We start from the raw sequence: 23,335 nt of genomic DNA, 5'->3' as shown, positions 1-23,335 counted from the left end.
AGTTCAAGCTCCAGCAATTTCGCTTGTGGCGGTCTTCGCGCTGTCGGCCATGTACGCCACTCCAGGCTTGGCCATGCAGTCGGTGGCAGGACCAGTGCCGCAGAGTTCTGTTCCTGGTGCCAAATCGGTAATCACGCCGCGGTTGCTGATCAAGTACCGCCAGGGAAGCGCGGAGCTGCGCGACGCAGGCGTGGTGAACCGTAGCCTGGCAGCAGCGGCATCCCGGTCTGGCATCGATAAGGCTGTCGCTGCAAGTGGAGGTGCGCCTGGGCGCGCTGCCATTACTGCGACGCTGCTGCGGCGCTCAGCGCTGCCGCAATGGAGTGTGATCAAACCCTCCGCGCTGATGACTGCACAGCAGCTGGCAGCCTTCACCAAGGAGGTGAGGGCGAACCCGGCAGTGGAGGCCATGGAGGTGGAGCGGATCTTCACAGCCGATCGCGTGGCAGGCCTGGCCGCGGAGATGGTCCCGAATGATCCGCAGTACCTTCGATATCAATGGAATTTCAGTGATCCGAAAGTCGGCGTCCATGCGCCGCAGGCATGGGCCTACTCGCAAGGCGAAGGGGTGGTGGTGGCGGTGGTGGATAGCGGAATCGTCATCAATCATCCCGATCTCCAGGGCAATGTGCTGCCAGGCTACGACATGATCAGCAGTCGCTACGTGTCTCGCCGCGCCACCGATGAACGTGTGCCAGGAGGCTGGGACATGGGGGATCGGGAGGAGAAAGACTATTGCCTCGACGGCGTGAGCGAGGGCCGGGCGATCGTCAAGCCCAGCTCATGGCACGGCACGCATGTCGCCGGCACCATTGCCCAGGAAACCAACAATGGCCTAGGCGGCGCTGGCTTGGCCTACAAGGCAAAGGTACTGCCTGTTCGGGTTCTTGGATCCTGTGGTGGCAATACCATGGATATCTGGGAAGGCGTCTTGTGGGCAGTGGGCAAGGAAGTGCCTGGATTGCCAAGCAATCCCAATCCGGCGGACATCATCAACATGAGCCTTGGGGCGTCAGGAACCTGCGGAGGTTTCGTCCAGGAAGTGATTGATGTGGTCGCGGGCATGGGAGTCACCATCGTCGTATCGGCGGGCAATGACGACATCCCGGCGAACCAGCAAATGCCTGCATCCTGCAGCAACGTGATCACGGTTGCTGCCACCGACGAGTCTGGGGGCAAAGCGACCTACTCCAACCATGGCGCACGGGTCGATGTATCGGCACCCGGCGGCGGCGGCCGTCTCCAGCAACCGGCGGATGGTCGCCCGACCGGCATCTGGCAGATGGTCAATGGCGGATTGGGCGCGGTTGAACCTGGCAACTGGAAAATGATTGGCTACAACGGGACATCGATGGCAAGCCCGCATGTGGCCGCGGCCGCCGCGATGATCCAGAGTGCGGTCGAAGCGCCGTTGACCGTTGCGCAGATGCGAGAGCTTCTGCATCACACCGCGAGCCCGTTGTCGGTGCCGGTCGTGGGGGGCAGGTTGATGGGAGGTGGCATCGTCAACATATAGGCGGCGCTGATCAGGGCGATGAACCCCGCATGCCATCCAAACTGTGGATTGGTGGCCACTCCGCTGGCAAACAAGGTGGTGGCAGTCACGTCTGGCCGGGTAGGCGAGGAGCAACTGTATCGATTCGATGCAGAGGCTGGAAAGGTCATCACTTTCATGACGTATGGGGGAACAGGGAATGTCTCGCTGTATGCGAGCTTCAATCGGGAGCCAAAAGTCGACGCAGCGGATGCCCGCTCGATAGCACCTGGAAGTGTTGAGGCAGTGCGATTCGTTGCTCCAAAAGCGGGGGCCTACTTCATCAAATTGCACGGCGTCTCTGCATTTTCGGGGGTGAGTCTGGTTGCCCGCCAATAGCCAGGGTTGTCGCGTTCGCAGCGCGGCCTGTGTTGCCAGAAGCGATGGCCCGGGTTGCTCCGTTATTGGAAGCAGCCAGGAGAATCGATACGACAATCGTCGCTGGCGCTGCGGTATGGAGTTCCTTCCGGATACCTCAATCGAGATACTGACGTGAAAAAGAACAAACTTGTTTTAACGTCCATTGCTGGCGCAGTGCTGAGCACGATGTGTGCCTCTGCAGGCATGGCTGCTCCGCTGTTCAATGAGAAAGCGAAAGCAGGAACGGTAGCAGGGGCTGCATCAGGTACAGGTGCTGCGCGTTTCATCGTGAAGTACCGTGCTGGCGTGGCCGAGTTGAGCAACAGCGTGTTGGCGAACCAAGGTATCAGTCAGGCTGTATCGCGTGCTGGCCTGCATCGTGCAGTGCCTGCAACGTCGAGATCGGCAGCGCAGCCGGCGGTAACTGCCGTACTGTCGCGGCGAATGGCAATCCCTCGCTGGGGTGTCATCAAGGCCTCGCGTAACTTGAACGCCGAGCAGGCGGCGGCGTTCCTGCGTGAACTGAAGGCTAACCCGGCAGTTGAGCGCGCGGAGATGGACAGCTGGATGGTACCGATGGTGAGTGGTCGTGCTGCGGCGCTGGTTCCGAATGATCCCGACTACGCCAAATACCAATGGAATCTACTGAGCACGGGCAGTGGTGTGCATGCACCTGAGGCCTGGGCGAGGTCACAAGGCGAGGGTGTCGTTGTTGCCGTGATCGATACGGGTATTGCGCAGGGAAATCCCGATCTGCAGGCCAACGTGCTGCCCGGTTACGACATGATCAGCGACAGGTTGGTATCCCGGCGCGATAGCGACGGTCGTGCCGCTGGCGGGTGGGACCAGGGAGACTGGGTTGAGCAGGACTACTGTGTGCCTTTGGGTATGCGCCCGCATCCAGCCCAGGACAGTGGATGGCACGGTACGCACGTCGCCGGAACGATTGCGCAGCAGACCAACAACGGTCAAGGATTGGCAGGGCTTGCTTACAAAGCCAAGGTCGTACCTGTACGTGTGCTCGGCTCATGCGGGGGATTGGTCAGCGATATTGTGGATGGCATCGTATGGGCGGTTGGTGGCCAAGTGCCAGGGTTGCCGCTCAACGAAAATCCTGCGGAAGTCATCAACATGAGCCTTGGAAGTGCGGTGCCGGCTGCATGCCCTGCGTTCTATCAGGAAGCCGTCGATTATGCAGTCAGCAAGGGAGCGATAATTGTTGCAGCTGCCGGCAACGACAGCGCAGATGCCGACGCGTACACGATGGGCTCGTGCCAGAACGTGATACTCGTTGCGGCTACTCGGGACACGGGCGAGCCTGCCGGCTTCTCCAATCGGGGTTCACGCGTAACGTTGTCTGCACCTGGCGGCAATGATTACGGCAGGGGGAGCCAATCAACGAACAAGAATGGGTACATCTGGCAGATGATCAACGGCGGTAAAAGCCGTCCGGAGGGAAACAACTGGTTGGCCGAAGGTATTGCGGGCACGTCGATGGCTGCTCCACATGTCGCGGCGGCGGCTGCAATGGTGCAGAGCGTGGCAAGCAATCCGCTGACATTGGCCCAGATGAGCAATCTGCTCAAACGCACGGCGACGCCGATTACCTTCAGCGGCATAGGGAAGCCGGGTGACCCGGGCCCGCCAGGTGGTCCTGGTATTCCAGGTCCGCCCGGCACAGGCGGGGGCTCTGGTATGGGGGCAGGTATCCTCAACATCGACGCCGCGCTGGTGGAGTTGGCAAATCCGACATGCGACCTGGCACTGGCGAGCTGCGAAAAGCCCTGCAACCCGGATACAGATAAATGCGGTCCGGTCCTGCTACCGATTGCCCTGGTCAACAAGGTGGAGTTGCATGCGCAAAGCGGCCGAGATGTTGCGCAGGTGTTGTACAGCTTCGAGGCGCAGGCGGGCAAGGTGCTCAGTTTCATGACGTACGGTGGCTCGGGGGATCCCTCGATGTACGTTAGCTATGGCAAAGAGCCAACGATTGCGTCGGCTGATGCAAAATCTATCCGTAGTGGCAGCACTATTGAGACCGTGCGATTCACGGCGCCGAAGGCTGGCACGTACTACATCAAGTTGCTGGCCCCAGCGAACTTCTCCTTCAATGGCGTGACACTGGTCGCAAGGCAATGATCGGCATGGACCATTTGATCAGCACAAGCTGACTGTGAATCGGCAGCGGTGCGCGCAGATGTGGTTGCTGCACTGCGGTCATCATGGTCATTCAGCAGCACGGTGGTATCGCGGCCTTCGTTGATGCGCATGAAGCTCCCAGAAGCCCACAGGCCAAGGCCTGTGGGCTTTCTTGTTGTCCCCGGGGCAATTGCTGGGCTGCGATCCTGTCTCACCAGGCCTTCCTTTTAGCTGGCTGTTTCATAAGAAATTTTTCATAAATCTCATTTAATTGTGAGATGTGAGAATGCCGTCACGATCCGCCTCTGATTCGCCAGAAGTTTGACGAATGATGAATCGTCGATTAAGACTCCATCCATCCCGTAGTCGCCCGACAGGTATGGAACCAGGGGGGTAGACCACGACAGGCGTGAGCCTCACGTGCCCAGCAGCAGCGGGACCGGGACCACAACACCACAGGGGGATCGTTGGGCACGCCAGTCCAGCGATGGGGTTTTCTGCAAGCGAAAAAAACCGTCCACTTGAGGAGCAGCAGCGATGAACCGGATCTACCGCAAGGTATGGAACAAGGCATTGGGGCAGTTGGTGGTGGCGTCGGAGTTGGCATCGTCCAGCTCGGCCGGTGTGGTCATGGATGAGCGGCATAGCGCCGGGATACGCCTGCAAGCCTTGTCGGTTGCCGTTGCGTTGGGTCTGGGAGCGGGTGCCTGGGTAACAACAGCGCAGGCACAGTCGGTGGAAGTGGGCGGCAACGCGCAGTGCATGGTGCTTGGCAGTGCAACCCTGGTGGATTGCGCCATCGCCAGCAGCGCCGATGCCTCTGGTACGAATGCAGTCGCCATCGGCGCTGGAACGGTGGCCTCGGCCGCAGGCAGCGTGGCACTGGGTGCAGGCTCCGTTGCCGATCGCGCCAACACGGTATCGGTCGGTTCGGCCGGCAACGAACGACAGATCAGCAATGTCGCTGCCGGTACTGCCGGAACCGATGCGGTGAACCTCGATCAACTCAATGCGGCCGCAGACGGCGCACTGTTGGCGGGTCGCTATTTCAAGGCCAATGGCGCAGCTGATGGCAGCGATGATGCGGTGGCCAGCGGCGAAGGTGCGATGGCTGCGGGTGTCGGCTCGCTGGCAAGCGGTGTGGAAAGCACTGCGGTAGGCAGCTACAACGTGGCTGCAGGCGACTATTCCAGCGCGGTGGGTTATGTAAATACCGCCAACGGTGAGAACAGTTCGGCAGTAGGCAATTTCAATCAGGTTGATGGCGCCAACAGCAGCGCCTTCGGTGCCGGAAATCTTGTCGATGGTGACAATGCGATTGCCCTGGGCAGCAACAGCATCGCCAGTGGTGATGGCAGCGTGGTGATCGGCGATGGCGCCTATGCGGCTGCCGATGATTCCACTGCGGTCGGCTCCGGCAGTCTTGCCAGCGAGCTGGGCAGCACTGCCGTTGGCAGCGGCGCAGAAGCGACCGGTGCCTATGCAAGCGCGCAAGGCAGCCAGGCGCTTGCTTCCGGGCAGCAGGCAACGGCAAGTGGCTTCCGCGCCGATGCCAGCGGTCGCGGCACCACTGCAGTGGGCGCCTATAGCTCCGCCTCCGGCGACCTCGCATCGGCAGTGGGCTATGGCGCTGATGCCAGTGGCGACTACGGCGTTGCGATGGGCCTGGGTGCTTCTGCCTCGGCTACCAGCACCACGGCGGTGGGTGAATCGGCGATTGCGTCGGGTGAGGAATCGACTGCGGTGGGCGGCACCACCTTCGGTGGTTTCATCAGCACCGAAGCATCGGGCACCGGTGCGTCGGCGTTCGGCAATGGTGCGTGGGCGATCGGTGAGTACGCCACCGCGATTGGCTTCAACAGCTGGGCCGATGCCGACAACTCCACCGCGCTCGGCCAGAGCGCCACTGCGGCGGCAGCCAACAGCGTCGCCATCGGTGCAAATTCCTGGGCCGATCGCGAGAACAGCGTGTCGGTGGGTGATGTCGGCAGCGAACGCCAGATCACCAATGTTGCTGCTGGTACTGAAGACACCGATGCGGTGAATAAATCTCAGCTGGATGAGGTCGCAGCGGTCGCTGAAAACACCAGCAAATACTTCACCGCAACGGGCAGCATCGACAGTGATGCCGGTGCCTACGCAGAAGGTGATGCGGCGACGGCGGCCGGTGAAGCCAGCAACGCGATCGGCAATGGCGCCTCGGCCTATGGCAACGGCGCCAATGCCGTAGCCAACGGTGCGACCGCAGTCGGCATGAATGCCTTGGCCACAGGCCAGAACAGTGCCGCGTTTGGCCAGAACGCCGAGGCCACCGGTCCGGCGGCGGTCGCCGTAGGCGGCAATGCAGTGGATGCCGATGGCAATCCATTGATCACCTTTGGCGGACAGCCGGTAACGACGGGTGCGACCAGCGCCGGCCTTGGCGGCACCGCCCTTGGTGCCAGTGCCAGCGCGGAAGGCTTCGCTGCCACCGCTGCCGGTCTTGGTGCCTTCGCGCAGGGCGCGCAGTCCTCCGCATTCGGTGCGGTGGCCAATGCAACCGGTGACTACAGCACGTCGGTGGGTAGCCAAAGTGCGGCATCGGGAACCAGCAGCGTCGCGGTCGGTGGCCCGATCGACCTCATCCCGGGGCTGGGCTTCTTCGTTGATACCCAGGCCAGCGGTGAAGCTTCCACGGCGCTAGGTGCAGGCGCGATTGCTTCCGGTGATTACGCGCTGGCGTCAGGTGCATTGAGTGAAGCGGCAGGGGCTGAGAGCACCGCTGTCGGCTACTTCGCGTATGCGGCTGGCGACAACGCCAGTGCGCTGGGCGCGGAGAGCTGGGCCAGTGGCGTCAACAGCACGGCGGTTGGCTTCTACAGCACCAGCTTTGGCGCAGACAGCACCGCGCTGGGTGCGAATGCCACCGCCAACGCTGCCAACAGCGTTGCCCTGGGCGCGGACTCGTTGGCAGATCGTGCCAACAGTGTGTCGGTTGGAGCGGAGGGAGCCGAGCGCCAGATCACCAACGTCGCTGCAGGTACCGCAGGCACGGATGCGGTCAACCTCGATCAGCTCACTGCCGTCGCTGATGGCGCCGAACTGACCGCGCGTTACTTCAAGGCCAACGGCGCTGCCGATGGCAGTGACGATGCGATCGCCAGCGGCGATGGTGCAACCGCAGCCGGTGTCGGCTCTCTGGCAAGCGGTGCGCAGAGCACCGCGGTTGGCAGCTACAACATCGCAGCCGGTGACTATTCCAGCGCGGTCGGCTACGTGAACACTGCCAACGGCACGAACAGCTCGGCATTTGGCAATTTCAACCAGGTGGATGGCGAGAACAGCAGCGCATTCGGCACGGCCAACCTGGTCGATGGCGCCAATGCGATTGCCTTGGGCAGCAACAGCGTTGCCAGCGGTGACGGCAGCGTGGTGATCGGCGACGGCGCTCTGGCCGATGCCGACGATGCGCTTGCGATTGGCTCAGGAAGCGTTGCCAGTGGCGAAGGCGCAAGCGCGGTGGGCGCGGGTGCGGAGGCCTCGGGCGCATTCGCCACGGCGCAAGGTTCGCAGGCGCTCGCGTCCGGCCAGCAGGCGTTGGCCAGTGGCTTCCGCGCCGAGGCCAGTGGCCGCGGCACCACGGCGGTTGGCAGCTATGCCCTTGCCTCCGGTGACCTCGCCTCGGCTGTGGGTTACGGCGCGCAGGCCAGCGGCGACTACGGCGTTGCAATGGGTTTGGCCGCAGAAGCATCCGGCGCCAGCACCACCGCAGTGGGTGAATCGGCGATTGCCTCGGGTGAGGAGTCGACAGCCGTCGGCGGGACCACCTACGGCGGCTTGATCAGCACCGAGGCCTCGGGCACCGGCGCCGCGGCATTCGGCAATGGCGCCTGGGCCTTGGGTGAGTATGCGACGGCCATTGGCTTCAACAGCTGGGCCGATGCCGACAACTCCACAGCCCTGGGCCAGAGCGCGGTGGCAGAAGCAGTCAACAGCGTCGCCATCGGTGCCAATTCCTGGGCGGATCGCGAGAACAGCGTGTCGGTGGGTGATGTCGGCAGCGAGCGGCAGATCACCAATGTCGCCGCTGGCACTGAAGGTACCGATGCGGTCAACAAGAACCAGTTGGATGAAGTGGCCGCCGTGGCTGGCAATACAAGCAAGTACTTCACCGCCACCGGCAGCGACGATAGCGACGCCGGCGCCTATGCAGAAGGCGAAAACGCCACCGCAGCTGGTGAAGCCACCAACGCGATTGGCAATGGCGCATCGGCCTTCGGCAGCGGTGCTACTGCAGTGGCTGATGGTGCGACTGCGGTCGGCATGAACGCCCTGGCCAGCGGCCAGAACGCCGCGGCGTTCGGCCAGAACGCGCAGGCGATGGGACCGGGTGCGGTGGCGGTGGGCGGCAATGCGGTGGATGCCAATGGTGATCCGCTGATCAACGTCGGCGGTGCACCGGTGCAGACCGGTGCCACCAGTGCCGGTGTCGGCGGTACCGCGCTGGGTGCCAGTGCCAATGCGGAAGGTTTCGCGGCGACGGCAACGGGCGTTGGTGCTTATGCCCAGGGTGATCAGTCCACCGCCAGCGGTGCGGTGGCCAATGCACTTGGCAACTACAGCACCGCGACCGGCTCGCAGAGCTACGCCGAAGGCGTGGGCACGACGGCGGTTGGTTACAACGCAGCTGCCTATGAGGATGGCAACGTCGCTGTCGGCCGCAATGCGTCGGCGCTGGGCGAAGGTAGTCTGGCAATTGGTGATGGTGCCGAGACCGGCTTCGGCTTGTTCGGCATCGGCGCGACCAATGCAGTGGCCATCGGCAGTGGCAGCTGGGCCTTCGGCGATGATGCAACCGCTGTAGGTGCCAATGCCTGGGCCTTCGGCCAACAGAGCACTGCGCTCGGTACCGGTGCCGAGGCTGGCGCTACCAACTCTGTGGCCTTGGGTGCAGGCTCGATCGCCGGTCGTGACAACACGGTGTCGGTGGGCGATGTGGGTGCCGAACGGCAGATCACCAATGTCGCTGCAGGCACCGAAGGCACCGATGCGGTCAACGTTGATCAGCTCAATGCCGCAGCCGAAGGTGCACTGTTGGCCGGACGCTATTTCAAGGCCAATGGCGCTGCCGATGGCAGTGATGACGCGGTTGCCAGCGGTGACGGTGCAACCGCGGCTGGTGTTGGCTCGGAGGCCTCCGGTGCACAGAGCACGGCCGTTGGCAGCTACAACGTTGCTGCTGGTGATTACTCCAGTGCCGTCGGTTACGTGAACACCGCCAACGGCAGCAACAGTTCGGCGTTCGGCAATTTCAACCAGGTGGACGGCGCAAACAGCAGCGCATTCGGCTTCGCCAACCTGGTCGACGGCGACAACGCCATCGCACTGGGCAGCAACAGCGTGGCCAGTGGCGAAAGCGCCATCGTGATCGGCAACGGTGCCAGTGCCTTGGCCAGCGGCGCGGCCGCGATCGGCATGAATGCCGTGGCCAGTGGCCAGAACGCAGCGGCTTTCGGCCAGAACGCGCAGGCAACCGGCCCGGGCGCAGTCGCCGTCGGTGGCAATGCCGTGGATGAAAATGGCGATCCGCTGATCACCTCCAATGGCGAGCCGGTGCAGACCGGTGCAACCAGTGCCGGCGTCGGTGGGACCGCGCTCGGTGCCAGTTCAAATGCCGAAGGCTTCGCTGCCACTGCAACCGGTGTTGGCGCATGGGCGCAGGGTGATCAGTCCACTGCAAGTGGTGCGGTCGCCAATGCGGTTGGCGATTTCAGCACCGCCACCGGTTCGCAATCGTATGCGGAAGGTGCAGGCGCCACCGCAGTCGGCTACAACGCGGCTGCCTATGAGGATGGCAATGTTGCCGTCGGCCGCAATGCGTCGGCATTGGGTGAGGGCAGTCTGGCGATCGGTGATGGTGCCGAGACGGGTTTTGGATTGTTCGGCATCGGCGCGACCAATGCCGTTGCGATCGGCAGCGGTAGCTGGGCCTTCGGTGACGATGCAACCGCGGTTGGCGCCAATGCCTGGGCCTTCGGCCAGCAGAGCACGGCGATTGGTACCGGTGCCGAGGCGGGTGCCACCAACGCGGTGGCGCTGGGTGCAGGCTCGATTGCCGGTCGCGACAACACAGTGTCAGTCGGTGACGCGGGCGCCGAACGGCAGATCACCAACGTGGCCGCCGGTACCGAGGGCACCGATGCGGTCAACAAGGACCAGCTCGATGAAGTGGCCGCTGTAGCGGCGGAAGGGCAGACCACGGCCAAGTACTTCAAGGCCACCGGGAGTGCCGACAGTGATGCCGGTGCGTACGCCGAGGGTGACAACGCCACGGCTTCCGGCGAAGCGACCAATGCCATCGGCAATGGCGCATCGGCCTTCGGCAGCGGTGCCAATGCAGTGGCTGATGGTGCGACGGCGGTCGGCATGAACGCCCTGGCCAGCGGCCAGAACGCCGCAGCATTCGGCCAGAACGCGCAGGCGATGGGACCGGGTGCGGTGGCGGTGGGTGGCAATGCGGTCGATGCCAATGGTGATCCGCTGATCAACGTCGGCGGTGCGCCGGTGCAGACCGGTGCCACCAGTGCCGGTGTCGGCGGTACCGCGCTGGGCGCCAGTGCCAATGCGGAAGGTTTCGCGGCGACGGCAACGGGCGTTGGTGCTTATGCCCAGGGTGATCAGTCCACCGCCAGCGGTGCGGTGGCCAATGCACTTGGCAACTACAGTACCGCGACCGGCTCGCAGAGCTACGCCGAAGGCGTGGGCACGACGGCGGTTGGTTACAACGCAGCCGCCTATGAGGATGGCAACGTCGCTGTCGGCCGCAATGCGTCGGCGCTGGGCGAAGGCAGCCTGGCACTTGGTGATGGTGCCGAAACCGGCTTCGGCTTGTTCGGCATCGGCGCGACCAATGCAGTGGCCATCGGCAGTGGCAGCTGGGCGTTCGGCGATGATGCAACCGCTGTTGGTGCCAATGCCTGGGCCTTCGGTCAACAGAGCACTGCGCTCGGTACCGGTGCCGAGGCTGGCGCTACCAACTCGGTGGCCTTGGGTGCAGGCTCGATCGCCGGTCGTGACAACACGGTGTCGGTGGGCGATGTGGGTGCCGAACGGCAGATCACCAATGTCGCTGCCGGCACCGAGGCAACCGATGCGGTCAACAAGTCGCAGCTGGATGCGGTGGCCGGCGTCGCAGGGGAGACCAACAAGTACTTCCGGGCGAGCGGCGACGGTGTGGCGACTGCCAGTGGTACCAATGCGGTGGCTTCGGGCTCGGCGGCGCTTGCCAGCGCCGAGCGCAGCACGGCGCTGGGTGCTTCGAGTACTGCCAGTGCAAATGGAGCAACGGCGTTGGGTGCGGATGCCGCAGCGAAGGCCAGCAACAGCACGGCGCTGGGCCGGCAGACCTCGATAACTGCAGTCAACGGTGTCGCCATCGGTTACGGCGCGTTCGCCAGCAACGGCGTCAACAGTGTCGCAATCGGTGCGGGTGCTGGCGTCTCAGGCGCCAATTCGGTGGCCCTGGGCGCAGGTTCGCGTGCAGTTGAAGCCAACGTGGTTTCGGTAGGTGGCGGTAACGGCACCAATGGCCCAGTGACGCGTCGCATCGTCAATGTCGGTGCAGGGCGTATTGCCGAAGGCAGCACTGATGCGGTGACCGGTGGTCAGCTGCATGTCACCAACCAGCGGGTTGGTGCGGTGGAGACGCGCGTTACCGACATCGATGGTCGTATCGGCAGCATCGAGGGCGTGACCGCCAATGCGGTGACCTATGACGATGCCAGCCGCGACAAACTCACCCTGGCGGGCGTGCAGGGAACCACGCTGGACAACGTCGCTGCCGGCGCCATCGCCGCTGGCAGCATGCAGGCCATCAATGGCGGGCAGCTGTTCCAGTCACTGGGCAATATGGCCAGCTTCCTCGGTGGCGGTGCCGGCGTGGGCATGCAGGGCATGTTCGTCGCACCGACCTATGTCATCCAGGGGGCCAGTTACAACAACGTGGGTGCAGCGTTGTCGGCGCTCGATGGCCAGGTTACGGCCATCAACAACCGTATTGCCAGCAACGGGAATGGAAACGGGAACGGGAACGGGCATGGCAATGGCAACGGAAATGGCAACGGAAATGGCAACGGAAATGGCAACGGAAATGGCAACGGCAACGGCAACGGCCCGCGAGCAGAGACTGCTGCGTCGGCTGCGAGCACTGGCGTAGCGCTGGGCGAGCAAGCCAAGGCCAACAGCGTTGCGGGTAGCGCCATCGGCAACAACAGCTATGCACATGGCCCGAACGACACCGCGATTGGTAGCAATTCCCGCGTCAATGCCGACGGCAGCACCGCGGTGGGTGCCAATACCAGCATCGCAGCGGTGGCCACCAATGCGGTGGCGGTGGGCGAAAGTGCCACCGTCAGCGTTGCCTCGGGTACGGCGATTGGCCAAGGTTCCAGCGTCACTGCAACCGGTGCCGTTGCCTTGGGCCAAGGGTCGATTGCTGATCGTGCCAACACGGTGTCGGTCGGTAGCAGCGGCCATGAGCGGCAGGTCACCAACGTTGCCGCAGGCACGCAGGCGACCGATGCGGTCAACAAGGCGCAGCTGGATAGCGGCATCACCGCGGCCAATACCTATACCGACACCAAGTTCAGCAGCATGGCCGACAGCTTCGACATCTTCCGTGGCGATATCGACAAGCGCTTGCGCCACGTCTACCGTCGTCTGGATCGTCAAGGCGCGATGAGCGCGGCCATGTTGAACATGGCTACCAGTGCTGCGGGCGTGCGCACGCAGAACCGGGTCGGTGTCGGTGTCGGCTACCAGGGCGGCGAATCGGCACTGTCCGTGGGCTACCAGCGTGCCATCAGTGATCGCGCCACCGTCACCTTTGGTGGTGCCTTCACCAGTGACGACAGCTCGGTGGGTGTTGGTGCCGGCTTCGGCTGGTAAGCGGTTTGGTCTTGCCCCCGCCTGCTGCGGCGGGGGCTTCCAGGTTCATCGCCAGGAGCCGTGCTGCCCCCGCAGTGCGGCTGTTGCGGGCCAGGACGGCAAAGCGATGCAGCGTTGAGTTCCATCCCTGTTCTATCAAGACGAGAGATCCGACATGAAGAAGAAGACCCAGCTTGGTTTGGCGATTGCCGGTGCCGTACTGATGGCTTCGATCGGCGTGCCTGCCGCATCTGCTGCCGGAATTGGACCTGCGAAGACAATAGGCTTGAGTTCGTCCACGGTGGACAGCAGCGGTGGCTATCGGTTCGTGGTGAAGTACCGCGCCGGCAGCAGCGAATTGCGTGATGCAGCGACGCTCAACCGTGGCCTTGGCGCAGCGGCGTCGCGCGCCGGCCTGGATCGTGCCGTGGCCAAGACGTCTCGCGCAGCCGCCCAGCCTGCGGTCCAGGCCGCGCTGCTGCGGCGCATGGGCGCGCCGGGCTGGAGTGTGGTCAAGACCTCGCGTGCCCTCAATGCGCAGGAAGCGGCGAACTTCGTCCGTGAGCTCAAGGCAAATCCGGCCGTTGAACGCGCTGACATCGATCGCATGTACCAGCGCATGGTGGATGTCGCCCCGGCAATGGTTCCGACCGACCCCAACTATGCCCAGTACCAGTGGAACTTCTTCAACCCCAGCACCGGTGTGCGAGCACCGCAGGCCTGGGATCTGTCGCAGGGCGAGGGCGTGGTGGTGGCGGTGATCGATACCGGCATCACCCAGGGCAACCCGGACCTGCAGAACAATGTCATTCCCGGCTACGACATGATCAGTGACAAGCGCGTATCGCGCCGCGACAGTGACGGGCGTGTTGCCGGTGGTTGGGATATCGGTGACTGGGTGGAAGCCAACTACTGCACCGGCTGGGCAACCGGTGGCTCGCACGCGGCCGATGTCAGTTCCTGGCATGGCAGTCACGTCTCCGGCACCATCGCCCAGGAGACCAACAACGGCAGGGGCCTGGCCGGCCTGGCCTACAAAGCCAAGGTGATGCCGATACGCGTGCTGGGTTCCTGCGGCGGTTTCGGCAGTGATATCGCTGACGGTATTGTCTGGGCCGCAGGCGGCGAGGTGCCGGGGCTGCCGCTCAACACCAATCCCGCCGAAGTAATCAACATGAGCCTGGGCAGCGTATCGCCCGCGACCTGCCCGAGCGAGTACCAGGAAGCCATCGATCTGGCCAACAGCAAGGGCGCAATCGTGGTGGTCGCGGCAGGCAACGACAATGCCAACGCTGCCAGCTACACCATGTCCTCCTGCAACAACGTGATCAGTGTCGGTGCCACCGGCATCACTGGTGCGCGTGCCTACTACTCCAACTACGGTGCACGCGTGGATCTGTCGGCGCCGGGCGGTGGCGGTTCGGTCGACGGCAACCCGAACGGCTACATCTGGCAGGTGATGAACGGCGGCGAGAAGGGACCGGAGCCGAGCAACTGGATCCTCGGCGGCATGGGCGGTACCTCGATGGCATCGCCGCATGTGGCCGCTGCGGTGGCAATGGTGCAGAGCGTGGTCGACACGCCGCTGACCCTGAACCAGATGCGTGACCTGCTGAAGACGACCGCTACGCCGTTCCCGGTGGCGATCCCGGCCAGCACCCCGATCGGGGCCGGCATCCTCAACATCAACGCCGCACTGGTAAAGGCGACCACGCCGCCGTGTGATCCCAACGTGGAGCAATGTGGTCCGGACGCGACACCCTTGGTCAACAAGGTTGCCGTGACTGGCATTGCCGGCAGCAGCGGCAGTGAAACGGTCTACAGCTTCCAGGCCGAGGCCGGCAAGGTGCTGACCTTCATGACCTACGGTGGCAGCGGCGACGTATCGGTGTATGTCCGCTACGAGGCGGTGGCGAGCAGCAGCGAATTCGACGCCAAATCGACCCGCGGCGGTAACAGCGAAACGGTGCGCATCAACAAGCCGCAGGCTGGCACCTACTACGTCACCCTGGTTGGGGCGAGCTCGTATAGCGGTGTGAGTCTGGTTGCCCGTCAGTAATTCTGACTACTACACGACCTTGGAGCCCCGGCGTTGCCGGGGCTCTTTTTAACTGTAATGCCGGTTCATGTGCACGACCTTGGGGTGCGAACTGCTAAAGTTCGGCCAACTCAGGAGGATTGCGTGAACGCGGTAGCCCACGACGCCCAACTTGCGCCATCACCTGCCGACCGCATCGTCACCGAACTGCTGGCGCAGGGTCGGCTGAAGGACGCTGACCTGCAGCGCGCACGCCAGCTGCAGCGTGAATCCGGTGGCGACCTGCTGGTGTTGCTTGCACGGCTGGGGCTGGTGTCCGAGCGCGACCATGCTGAAGCCTGTGCCAAGGTACTGGAGCTGCGGCTGCTTGCCGCCCGCGACCTGCCCGAACAGCCGCCTGAGCTGGTGGAAGGCGTGGAGCCGGTGCCGCTGCGCTTCCTCAAGCAGTTCCTGGTGCTGCCGCTGGGTGAGCAACGAGGCCGCATCCTGTTGTGGATGGCTGATCCCCAGGATGGCTACGCGATCGATGCGATCCGCCTGGCTACCGGTTGCGAGGTTGCTCCGGTGGTTGGGGTGCGCAGCGAAGTGGATGAGCTGATCGAGCGCTGGTATGGGCAGGGCCGTACCGCGATGGGGACGATCCTGGAAACCACCGATGGTGAGCTCGCGCCGCTGGACGATATCGAGCACCTGCGCGACCTCGCCTCCGAGGCGCCGGTGATCCGCCTGGTCAACCTGCTGATCCAGCGTGCGGTGGAACTGCGCGCGTCGGACATCCACGTCGAGCCGTTCGAGAATCGGCTGAAGGTGCGTTACCGCGTCGATGGCGTGCTGGTCGATGGCGAAAGCCCGCCGGTCAACCTCACCGCGGCGGTGATCAGCCGCATCAAGATCATGGCCAAGCTCAATATCGCCGAGCGTCGCTTGCCGCAGGATGGTCGCATCATGTTGCGGGTACAGGGCAAGGAACTGGACCTGCGCGTGAGCACCATGCCTACCGCACACGGCGAGAGTGTGGTGATGCGCCTGCTCGACCGCGAGGCGGTGGTGTTTGATTTCCAGCGGCTGGGTTTCAGCGAGGATTTCCTGCCGCAGTTCCGCAAGGTGCTGGAGCAGCCACACGGCATCCTGCTGGTCACCGGCCCTACCGGCTCGGGCAAGACCACCACGCTGTACACCGCGCTCAACCAGCTCAACACCGACAAGGTCAAGATCATCACCGTCGAAGACCCGGTGGAATACCAGCTGGAGGGAATCAACCAGATCCAGGCCAAGCCGCAGATCGGGCTGGATTTCGCCAATGCCCTGCGCAGCATCGTGCGCCAGGACCCGGACATCATCATGATCGGCGAAATGCGCGATCTGGAAACCGCGCGCATCGCGATCCAGTCGGCGCTGACCGGCCACCTGGTGCTGTCCACCCTGCATACCAACAACGCCGCCGGTGGCATCACCCGCTTGCTGGACATGGGGGTGGAGGACTACCTGCTCACTTCCACCATCAACGGCATCCTCGCCCAACGTCTGGTACGCAGGTTGGAGCCGACCCACGCGCTGCGTTACCGCGCGTCGGAAGAAGAGATCGAGCGCTTCGGCCTGCGCCGCTTCCAGCCGCAGGGCGACATCCATCTCTACCGCGCGCAGCCATCGGCGCTGGCGCCGACTGGCTACCTGGGGCGCACCACCATCGTCGAGTTCCTGGTGATGGATGATGCGCTGCGCAATGCGGTGATGCGCAAGGCCGGCATGGGCGAGATCGAACAGATCGCACGCAAGGCAGGCATGCGCACCATGTACGAAGACGGCATCGGCAAGGCACTGCGTGGCGAAACCACGCTGGAGGAAGTGCTGCGGGTGACGGAGGACGCATGAGCCATCGCATTCATCCGGGGCGGCGCTGCTGATGCCGCGTTACCGTTACAAAGCGTTGGATACCCGTGGCGATCTGCTCGAAGGGCAGATGGATGCAGCCAGCGAAGGCGAGGTGATCGCACGCCTGCAGGAGCAGGGCCACCTGCCGGTGGAAGCCAAGCCGGCGACCGGCTCGGCGTTCGAAGGCGGCAGCTGGAGGCGCTGGCGGCACCGCCCGTTCGCCGGAGCCACCCTGGTCCAGTTCACCCAGCAGCTGGCGACGCTGTTGGGCGCCGGGCAGCCCTTGGACCGCGCCTTGTCGATCCTGACGGAAACACCCGAAGACCAGCGCTCGCAACGGGTGATCGCGGACATTCGCGACAGCGTACGCGGCGGTGCACCACTGTCGCAGGCGCTGGAGCGGCAGCATGGCCTGTTCTCGCGGCTGTACGTGAACATGGTGCGCGCCGGCGAGGCGGGCGGCAGCTTGCATGAAACCCTGCAGCGCCTGGCCGATTACCTGGAGCGCAGCCAGGAGTTGAAGGGCAGGGTGATCAACGCCCTGATCTACCCGGCGATCCTGCTGGTGGTGGTGGGTCTGGCGCTGCTGTTCCTGCTCGGCTACGTGGTGCCGCAGTTTTCGCTGATGTACCAAAGCCTCGATGTGACCTTGCCGTGGTTTACCCGCGCGGTGCTGGAGGTCGGTCTGCTGGTGCGCCAGGGCTGGTTCGTCTTCATCGTGGTGCCGGCGCTGCTGTTGCTGTGGGTGGAGCGCAAGCGGCGCGATCCGGTATTCCGTCTGGGCTTTGATACCTGGCTGTTGAAGCGGCCGATGATTGGTGGATTGGTTGCCAAGCTGGAGAGCGCACGGCTTGCGCGCACGCTTGGCACCTTGCTGCGCAATGGCGTGCCATTGCTTGCAGGGCTGGGTATTGCCCGCAACGTGCTCGGCAACCGTGCCTTGGTCGCTGATGTGAGCGAGGCCGCCGATGCAGTAAAGAACGGTGCCGGGCTGGCTTCGTCACTGGGGCGCAATGGCCGTTTTCCGCGCCTGGCCCTGCAGATGATCCAGGTTGGCGAGGAGTCCGGCACGCTGGAAAGCATGCTGCTCAAGACCGCCGATACCTTTGAGCAGGAAAGTGCCCGCGCCATCGACCGCATGCTGGCGGCGTTGGTGCCGGTAATCACCTTGTTGTTGGCGTCGGTGGTGGGCGTGGTCATCATCGCGGTGCTGGTACCGCTGTATGACCTCACCAATGCCATCGGTTGATCCCTGTTTTCGTAGAAGGATGAAGAAATGAGGCGAACCCTGAAACAACCCATGTCACGCGCACGCCAGGCCGGCATGAGCTTGTTGGAAATCATCATCGTCATCGTGCTGATTGGCGCGGTGCTGACCCTGGTCGGCAGCCGTGTGCTGGGCGGTGCGGACCGTGGCAAGGCCAACCTTGGCAAGACCCAGATCCAGACGCTGGCCAGCAAGGTGGAAAACTACAAGCTCGATACCGGCCGCTTGCCAACCAAACTGGAGGATCTGTCCACGCAGCCTGCAGGTGTGGCGGGTTGGCTGGGCCCGTATTCCAAACCGGCGGAGTTCAATGATCCGTGGGGCAATCCGGTGCAGTACCGGGTGCCGGGTGAAGGTCGTCCGTTCGATCTGATCAGCCTGGGCGCCGACGGCCAGCCCGGCGGCGAAAGCTACAACGCCGACATCCGCTACGAATAAGCCTTGATGGTCGTGACGCGCTTTCCACTACCGTTTGCTGCCGTGCGTGCCGTACCTGCACGGCGCGGTGCAATGCGCGGCATGTCGCTGCTGGAGATGGTGCTGGTGCTGGCACTGGTGGCTGCGTTGGCCTTGATGGCGGCAATGGCGATGAGTGGTGGCCTGGATGGCATGCGTCTGCGCTCGGCCGGCAAGGCCTTGGCAGCCGAACTGCGCTACACCCGGACCCGCGCCATCAGTACCGGTGTCGTCCAGCAATTGCAGATCAACCCGGGCAGCCGTAGCTGGCAGGGGACGGATGGTCATCATGGTGAATTGCCGCAGGCACTGACGGTCAGCTTCACTGGCGCAGGTCAATTGCAGACGCGCAGGGACGAAGGTGTCATACGTTTCTTTGAGGATGGCGCGTCCAGCGGCGGCCGTATCGAATTGCGTTCAGGCGACGCGGTATGGCGTATTGATGTGGCGTGGATCACCGGCGAGGTGAAGGCCGGGCCGTTGCGCGAGGGCGCCGGATGAGGCGCCAACGCGGTTATTCGTTGATTGAAGTGATCGTCGCCTTCGCCCTGTTGGCGTTGGCGATGAGCTTGCTGCTGGGCAGCCTGTCCGGCGCGGCGCGGCAGGTCAGCATGGCCGATGGTTATGGGCGCGCTGCCTTGCACGCGCAATCGTTGCTTGCGGTGGCCGGGGTTGAGGCGCCGTTGAGCGCTGGCCGCCAGCAGGGCGAATGGGAACAGGGCCGCTATCACTGGAGCCTGCAGGTTTCTCCCTACGTCGAGCCACGCCAGCAGCAGGCTCGGTTGTGGTTGTTGGAGCTGCAGGTGCGTTGGGGTGACAGCGCACAGGAGCAACTGCGTTGGCGCACCCTGCGCCTGCGCGGCAATCCGGCGCCGGAGGCGACGCCATGAAGCACCCGCTGCGCGCACGCGGCTTCACCTTGATCGAGGTGCTGTTGGCCACCGTGCTGCTGGCAGCCGGCATGGCACTGGCATTGGCCGCGGTGCGTTCAACCCTGGCCATCAGCAGTCGTGGCGAGGCGGTAGCCAGTGGCAATGAACGCATGCGTGCGGTCGAGGGATTCCTGCGCAGGCGCCTGGTCTCGGCGATGCCGCTGCCAATGCAGCGCGATGCGCTGAACGGCAGTGCCAAGGTGTTCACCGGTACGCCGCAGCAGCTGCGCTTTGTCGCCGATGTGCCAAATTATCTAGGACGCGGTGGGCCCTATCTGCACACGCTCGAGGTCAGCGGCAACGGTGACAAGCAGGAGCTGCGGATCGGTCTGACCCTGCTGCAGAACGGCGAGCTGCTGGAGGAAAACCCGCCGCGTGGCAGTGAGTTGCTGGCCGACGATCTGAAACAGGTGAAGCTGCGCTATCGCGGCATCGATTCGAATACCGGCGCGATGGGCCGTTGGCAGGACAGCTGGGACTCGCCTGGGCGCATGCCGGCGCTGGTCTCCATCGACATCACCCCGGCACGTGGTCCAGCGTGGCCGCCGCTGGTCGTCGCGTTGCCGCAGTACGGCGTTGCCGGGAGCTGGCGATGAGGGTGCGCGGGGCAGCCTTGGTGCTGGTGCTGTGGGTGGTGGCGCTGTTGACCACGGTCATAGCGGCATTTGCGCTGACGGCTCGGGTCGAGCACCTGCAGGGCCGGGTGACCGGGGACCTCGCCGGAGGCGAGCAGGTTGCCCATGCCGGCATCGATTACGCGCTGTCGCGGATGCGCGCCACGCCCACCCAGCCCAGCTGGCACGCCGACGGGCGCCCCTATCGCTGGCAGTTTGATGGCCATGTGGTGGAGTTGCGTGTCGTTGATGAAAGCGGCAAGGTCGATCTGAACAAGGCCGATCTGAACCTGCTGCAGGGCCTGCTCCGTGCGCTGGGGATGGCACCTGACAAGGCCACGCGCCTGGCCGGCGCCATTGTCGATTGGCGTGACGTCGATTCGCTGCTGCAGGCCTCCGGCGGCGCGGAAACCGCGGATTATCAGGCTGCTGGCCTGCCTTATGGTGCCAGGAATGCGCCGTTTGACAGTATCAGCGAGCTGCAGCGCGTGCTCGGCATGGAGCCCGCACTTTTTGCACAGCTGGCACCGTTGGTGACCGTGTACGGTAGTGACAGGCCCAGCGCACGTTTCGCAGCGGCACCGGTGCTGACCGCGATGGGCTTGGATGCGGCGTTGACCATCGCCCAGCGTGAGCGTGCAGACGGCGGTGCAGGGATGGGCGAAACTTCACCCATGGGAGGCGACAGCGGCACTTATAGTGTCGAAAGCAAGGTGCAGCTGGTGGCCGAGCGACAAGCGGTGACCCGCGCCGTGGTCCGTCTTAATCCCGGTGGTATGGCCGGTGCGCCGTATACGGTGCTGCAGTGGGAACAGGGAGCGATGTCTAGATGACGGGGTTGCGTGAACGACTGGGGCAGGCAAGCGCTCGCATCTTGCCCGGTGCCGGTGGCTTCTGGGCGTGGTGGACACGGGCATTGCTGTCGTGGCTGCCGGCACGTTGGCGGGCCTTGCTCGGCGTATCCGATGCGCGCTTGCTGCTGGAGCTGGTGGACGGACAGCTGACAGTATCGCTGTTGCAGAGCGGCCAGCGGCAGTTGCTGCAGGCGTTGCCCGCTGGCGCGTCACCTACTGCGGTGGAAGCAGCCTTGCCGCCACGGGTTGCGGGCCTGCCGCGCTTCGGGTTGTTGTCGGCCAGCGCGGCACTGCGCAAGCCGCTGCGCATGCCGGCCGCGGCCGAAGCGCGCCTGCGTGAAGTGCTGGGCTTCGAGATTGACCGGCAGACCCCCTTCAGTGCTGCACAGGTGTATTACGACGTGCGCCTGTTGCAGCGTCGCGATGACGGTCAATTGGACACCGAGCTGGTGGTCGCGCCGCGGCCACTGGTGGACGCGTTGCTGGGCCCGGGCGAGGCATGGCGGCAGCAACTGGATGGCGTGGATGCGGTCGATGCGCAAGGCGAGCCCTTGGGGGTGAACCTGCTGCCGCTGGCGCTTCGTCGGCAGCGCAACGATCCGATGCGTCGGCTCAACCGGCTGTTGCTGATCGCGGGTACGGTGATGGTGGTGCTTGCTGCGTGGCAGTTGCTGGACAACCGGCGCGCCGCCGCCACGCGGCTTGCGGTGCAGGTGGATGCTGCCGCAGTGCGCGCGCGCGCGGTGGCAGCGCAGCGGCAGCAGCTGCAGGATCTGGTGGATGGCCAGCAGTTCTTCACCGCGCAGCGCACCCAGCAGCCATCGGCCACCGCGATCATCAACGAGCTCAGCCAACGGCTGGGTGATGACACCTCGCTGGAGAAACTCTCGATCGAAGGCGGGCGCATGCAGCTGATCGGCATGAGCAGCAGTGCGTCATCGCTGGTCGCCAAGCTGGAAGGCTCCACGTTGTGGAAGACGCCGTCACTGACCGGTGTGTTGCAGGCCGGCCAAGGCACCGCGCGCGAACGTTTCACCTTGACCGCGGAACTGCGCGGCCCCAACCAGGAGGCTGCCGATGGCAACGCACCGCGCGCGCCGTGACCGCTGGTTGGCACTTGGCCTGCTGCTGGCCGTAATGGGCCTGATCTACCTGCTGCTGGTGCAGCCCTTGTGGGTCCGCCCGATGCTGGCGGTCGAAGCGGAGATCCATGATTTGCAGGAACGCCAGCAGCGCATCGGCATGCAGCTGCGGCAGGCCCCGCAGGTCGCGCAACGGCTGCAGCAGGCACAGCAGACACTGGTCGATCAACCAGGCTTCATGGCGGAAAGCTCAGCGGAGCTGGCGACCTCCAAACTGGTGCAACGGCTTGAGGAAGCGGCACGTCTGGCCAGCCCGGACCAGCGTAGCTGTGCAATCAGCGATCGCTCACCATTGCCAGCCGATAGCAGCGGTCGCTTCCCGCGGGTGGCAGTGCAGGCGCGGCTGCGGTGTGGCATGAGCGAATGGATGAACGTGTTGCAGACGCTGGAAACCGGCACGCCGCAGTTGCGCGTGGACCGGTTGGACATCCTGTCCGCAGGCATGGGCGAAGGTGGTGGCGGCCTGGATGTCAGTTTCGAGCTCAGCGGCTACCTGCGCCCGGGCGTGGTCACGCCAGCGACGGAGGTTGCCAATGGGCAATGACACAGTGGGTCTACGCACCTGGTTGCTGGCTGCATTTGCTGGTTGGGCGCTGCTGGTGTGGGCAGCCTGCCTGTTCGGCCTCGGTAGCAGGATCGGCAACAGCAACGCAGCGCTGGAAGTGCCGGCCTTGCCGGCGGTTCCGCAGGCGACGGAGCTGGTGGTTGCCGACAATGCCGAAGCCTTGAACCGGCCGCTGTTTGCCAGCGATCGGCGGCCGCATCCGTTCTTCATCGGTGAAGCCGGCGAGCCGACCGCCGCCAGTGTGCGTTTGACCGGTGTGTTGATGACGCCGGGCCTGGACATGGCCACCCTGACCACAGAGCAGGGCAAGTCGCTGCGTCTTCGCCTGGGCGGCGAGGTGCAGGACGGTTGGCAGCTGCTGTCGCTGCAGCCGCGCGGCGCAGTGGTCAGCGGGCCCGCGGGTACGCTGAATCTGGAGCTGCAGGTATTCAGTGGCGGGCCAACACCGCAGGCGGAAGGCGGCGTGGCGCCTGTGCCCGGCAGTACCCCGCCGGTTGCCCAACCCATTGTCGCGCCCGTAGCGCCGCCGTCAGCCGAAGCGATTACGCCGTCGGCGGACCAGATCAGGGCAATCCGCGAACGCATCCAGGCCCGCCGCAGGCAGGCACAACAGAATCAGAACGGCAGCCCTGGCAGCCAGAACCCGTAGAGTGAGCGC

Annotated in this window: 15 protein-coding genes and 1 pseudogene; all 16 read left to right on the top strand. The window is 64.3% G+C overall.

Features of this window, described 5'->3' with window-relative positions; translation table 11 throughout:
- Window positions 1–49: 49 nt before the first annotated feature.
- The 16 genes and pseudogenes from AC13FW_RS08105 to AC13FW_RS08030 all read left to right on the top strand — a co-directional run bounded on the left by AC13FW_RS08105 (window position 50) and on the right by AC13FW_RS08030 (window position 23,326).
- On the top strand, window positions 50–1,516 hold the full coding sequence (locus tag AC13FW_RS08105; protein WP_482988756.1) for a S8 family serine peptidase: 1,467 nt from the start codon (window positions 50–52) through the stop codon (window positions 1,514–1,516).
- Between the two features lie 18 nt (window positions 1,517–1,534).
- Window positions 1,535–1,873: a PPC domain-containing protein gene (locus AC13FW_RS08100; RefSeq protein WP_482988755.1), complete on the top strand. Its 339-nt coding sequence runs from the start codon at window positions 1,535–1,537 to the stop codon at window positions 1,871–1,873.
- A gap of 153 nt (window positions 1,874–2,026) precedes the next feature.
- Window positions 2,027–4,033, top strand: coding sequence for a S8 family serine peptidase (locus AC13FW_RS08095; protein WP_482988754.1), 2,007 nt, complete (start codon window positions 2,027–2,029; stop codon window positions 4,031–4,033).
- Between the two features lie 537 nt (window positions 4,034–4,570).
- Window positions 4,571–5,443: pseudogene (locus AC13FW_RS08090) on the top strand (ESPR-type extended signal peptide-containing protein); the annotation flags it as partial.
- 24 nt (window positions 5,444–5,467) lie between these two features.
- Complete coding sequence (locus tag AC13FW_RS08085) at window positions 5,468–12,958, top strand: ESPR-type extended signal peptide-containing protein (RefSeq protein ID WP_482988774.1); 7,491 nt, start codon at window positions 5,468–5,470, stop codon at window positions 12,956–12,958.
- Window positions 12,959–13,112: 154 nt separating this feature from the next.
- Window positions 13,113–14,996, top strand: a complete 1,884-nt coding sequence (locus AC13FW_RS08080; protein WP_282268246.1) for a S8 family serine peptidase — start codon at window positions 13,113–13,115, stop codon at window positions 14,994–14,996.
- Window positions 14,997–15,119: 123 nt separating this feature from the next.
- Complete coding sequence (gene gspE, locus AC13FW_RS08075) at window positions 15,120–16,847, top strand: type II secretion system ATPase GspE (RefSeq protein ID WP_296249330.1); 1,728 nt, start codon at window positions 15,120–15,122, stop codon at window positions 16,845–16,847.
- Window positions 16,848–16,878: 31 nt separating this feature from the next.
- Window positions 16,879–18,096, top strand: a complete 1,218-nt coding sequence (gene xpsF / locus AC13FW_RS08070) for a type II secretion system protein XpsF (protein ID WP_482988753.1) — start codon at window positions 16,879–16,881, stop codon at window positions 18,094–18,096.
- A 27-nt stretch (window positions 18,097–18,123) separates the two neighbouring features.
- Window positions 18,124–18,552 (top strand): type II secretion system major pseudopilin GspG, encoded by a 429-nt coding sequence (gene gspG, locus AC13FW_RS08065; protein WP_482988752.1) that lies wholly within the window; start codon window positions 18,124–18,126, stop codon window positions 18,550–18,552.
- Window positions 18,553–18,558: 6 nt separating this feature from the next.
- Window positions 18,559–19,071 (top strand): type II secretion system protein XpsH, encoded by a 513-nt coding sequence (xpsH, locus tag AC13FW_RS08060; protein ID WP_482988751.1) that lies wholly within the window; start codon window positions 18,559–18,561, stop codon window positions 19,069–19,071.
- Entirely contained in the window at window positions 19,068–19,460 is a 393-nt protein-coding gene (xpsI, locus tag AC13FW_RS08055; protein ID WP_296249323.1) for a type II secretion system protein XpsI, read from the top strand. Before xpsH ends, xpsI begins: the two co-directional genes overlap by 4 nt.
- Entirely contained in the window at window positions 19,457–20,098 is a 642-nt protein-coding gene (locus tag AC13FW_RS08050; protein ID WP_482988750.1) for a prepilin-type N-terminal cleavage/methylation domain-containing protein, read from the top strand. Before xpsI ends, AC13FW_RS08050 begins: the two co-directional genes overlap by 4 nt.
- On the top strand, window positions 20,095–20,949 hold the full coding sequence (locus AC13FW_RS08045) for a type II secretion system minor pseudopilin (RefSeq protein WP_482988749.1): 855 nt from the start codon (window positions 20,095–20,097) through the stop codon (window positions 20,947–20,949). The genes AC13FW_RS08050 and AC13FW_RS08045 overlap by 4 nt, the downstream gene beginning before the upstream one ends.
- Window positions 20,946–22,073, top strand: coding sequence for a PilN domain-containing protein (locus AC13FW_RS08040; RefSeq protein ID WP_482988748.1), 1,128 nt, complete (start codon window positions 20,946–20,948; stop codon window positions 22,071–22,073). Before AC13FW_RS08045 ends, AC13FW_RS08040 begins: the two co-directional genes overlap by 4 nt.
- A complete protein-coding gene (gene gspM / locus AC13FW_RS08035; protein WP_482988747.1) occupies window positions 22,048–22,656 on the top strand; it encodes a type II secretion system protein GspM in 609 nt (202 codons plus the stop codon). Before AC13FW_RS08040 ends, gspM begins: the two co-directional genes overlap by 26 nt.
- Window positions 22,646–23,326: a hypothetical protein gene (locus AC13FW_RS08030; protein ID WP_482988746.1), complete on the top strand. Its 681-nt coding sequence runs from the start codon at window positions 22,646–22,648 to the stop codon at window positions 23,324–23,326. The genes gspM and AC13FW_RS08030 overlap by 11 nt, the downstream gene beginning before the upstream one ends.
- Window positions 23,327–23,335: the final 9 nt, after the last annotated feature.

The organism is Stenotrophomonas sp. 21LCFQ19 (assembly GCF_056861425.1).
This window is presented reverse-complemented; position numbering and strand designations above follow the sequence as displayed.

What these genes read in the sequence shown, in the direction of transcription:
- AC13FW_RS08105 (WP_482988756.1), top strand. Translation starts at nt 50, where the DNA reads ATGTACGCCACTCCAGGCTTGGCCATGCAGTCGGTGGCAGGACCAGTG.
- AC13FW_RS08100 (WP_482988755.1), top strand. Translation starts at nt 1,535, where the DNA reads ATGAACCCCGCATGCCATCCAAACTGTGGATTGGTGGCCACTCCGCTG.
- AC13FW_RS08080 (WP_282268246.1), top strand. Translation starts at nt 13,113, where the DNA reads ATGAAGAAGAAGACCCAGCTTGGTTTGGCGATTGCCGGTGCCGTACTG.
- xpsF (WP_482988753.1), top strand. Translation starts at nt 16,879, where the DNA reads ATGCCGCGTTACCGTTACAAAGCGTTGGATACCCGTGGCGATCTGCTC.
- gspG (WP_482988752.1), top strand. Translation starts at nt 18,124, where the DNA reads ATGAGGCGAACCCTGAAACAACCCATGTCACGCGCACGCCAGGCCGGC.
- xpsH (WP_482988751.1), top strand. Translation starts at nt 18,559, where the DNA reads ATGGTCGTGACGCGCTTTCCACTACCGTTTGCTGCCGTGCGTGCCGTA.
- xpsI (WP_296249323.1), top strand. Translation starts at nt 19,068, where the DNA reads ATGAGGCGCCAACGCGGTTATTCGTTGATTGAAGTGATCGTCGCCTTC.
- AC13FW_RS08050 (WP_482988750.1), top strand. Translation starts at nt 19,457, where the DNA reads ATGAAGCACCCGCTGCGCGCACGCGGCTTCACCTTGATCGAGGTGCTG.
- AC13FW_RS08045 (WP_482988749.1), top strand. Translation starts at nt 20,095, where the DNA reads ATGAGGGTGCGCGGGGCAGCCTTGGTGCTGGTGCTGTGGGTGGTGGCG.
- AC13FW_RS08040 (WP_482988748.1), top strand. Translation starts at nt 20,946, where the DNA reads ATGACGGGGTTGCGTGAACGACTGGGGCAGGCAAGCGCTCGCATCTTG.
- gspM (WP_482988747.1), top strand. Translation starts at nt 22,048, where the DNA reads ATGGCAACGCACCGCGCGCGCCGTGACCGCTGGTTGGCACTTGGCCTG.
- AC13FW_RS08030 (WP_482988746.1), top strand. Translation starts at nt 22,646, where the DNA reads ATGGGCAATGACACAGTGGGTCTACGCACCTGGTTGCTGGCTGCATTT.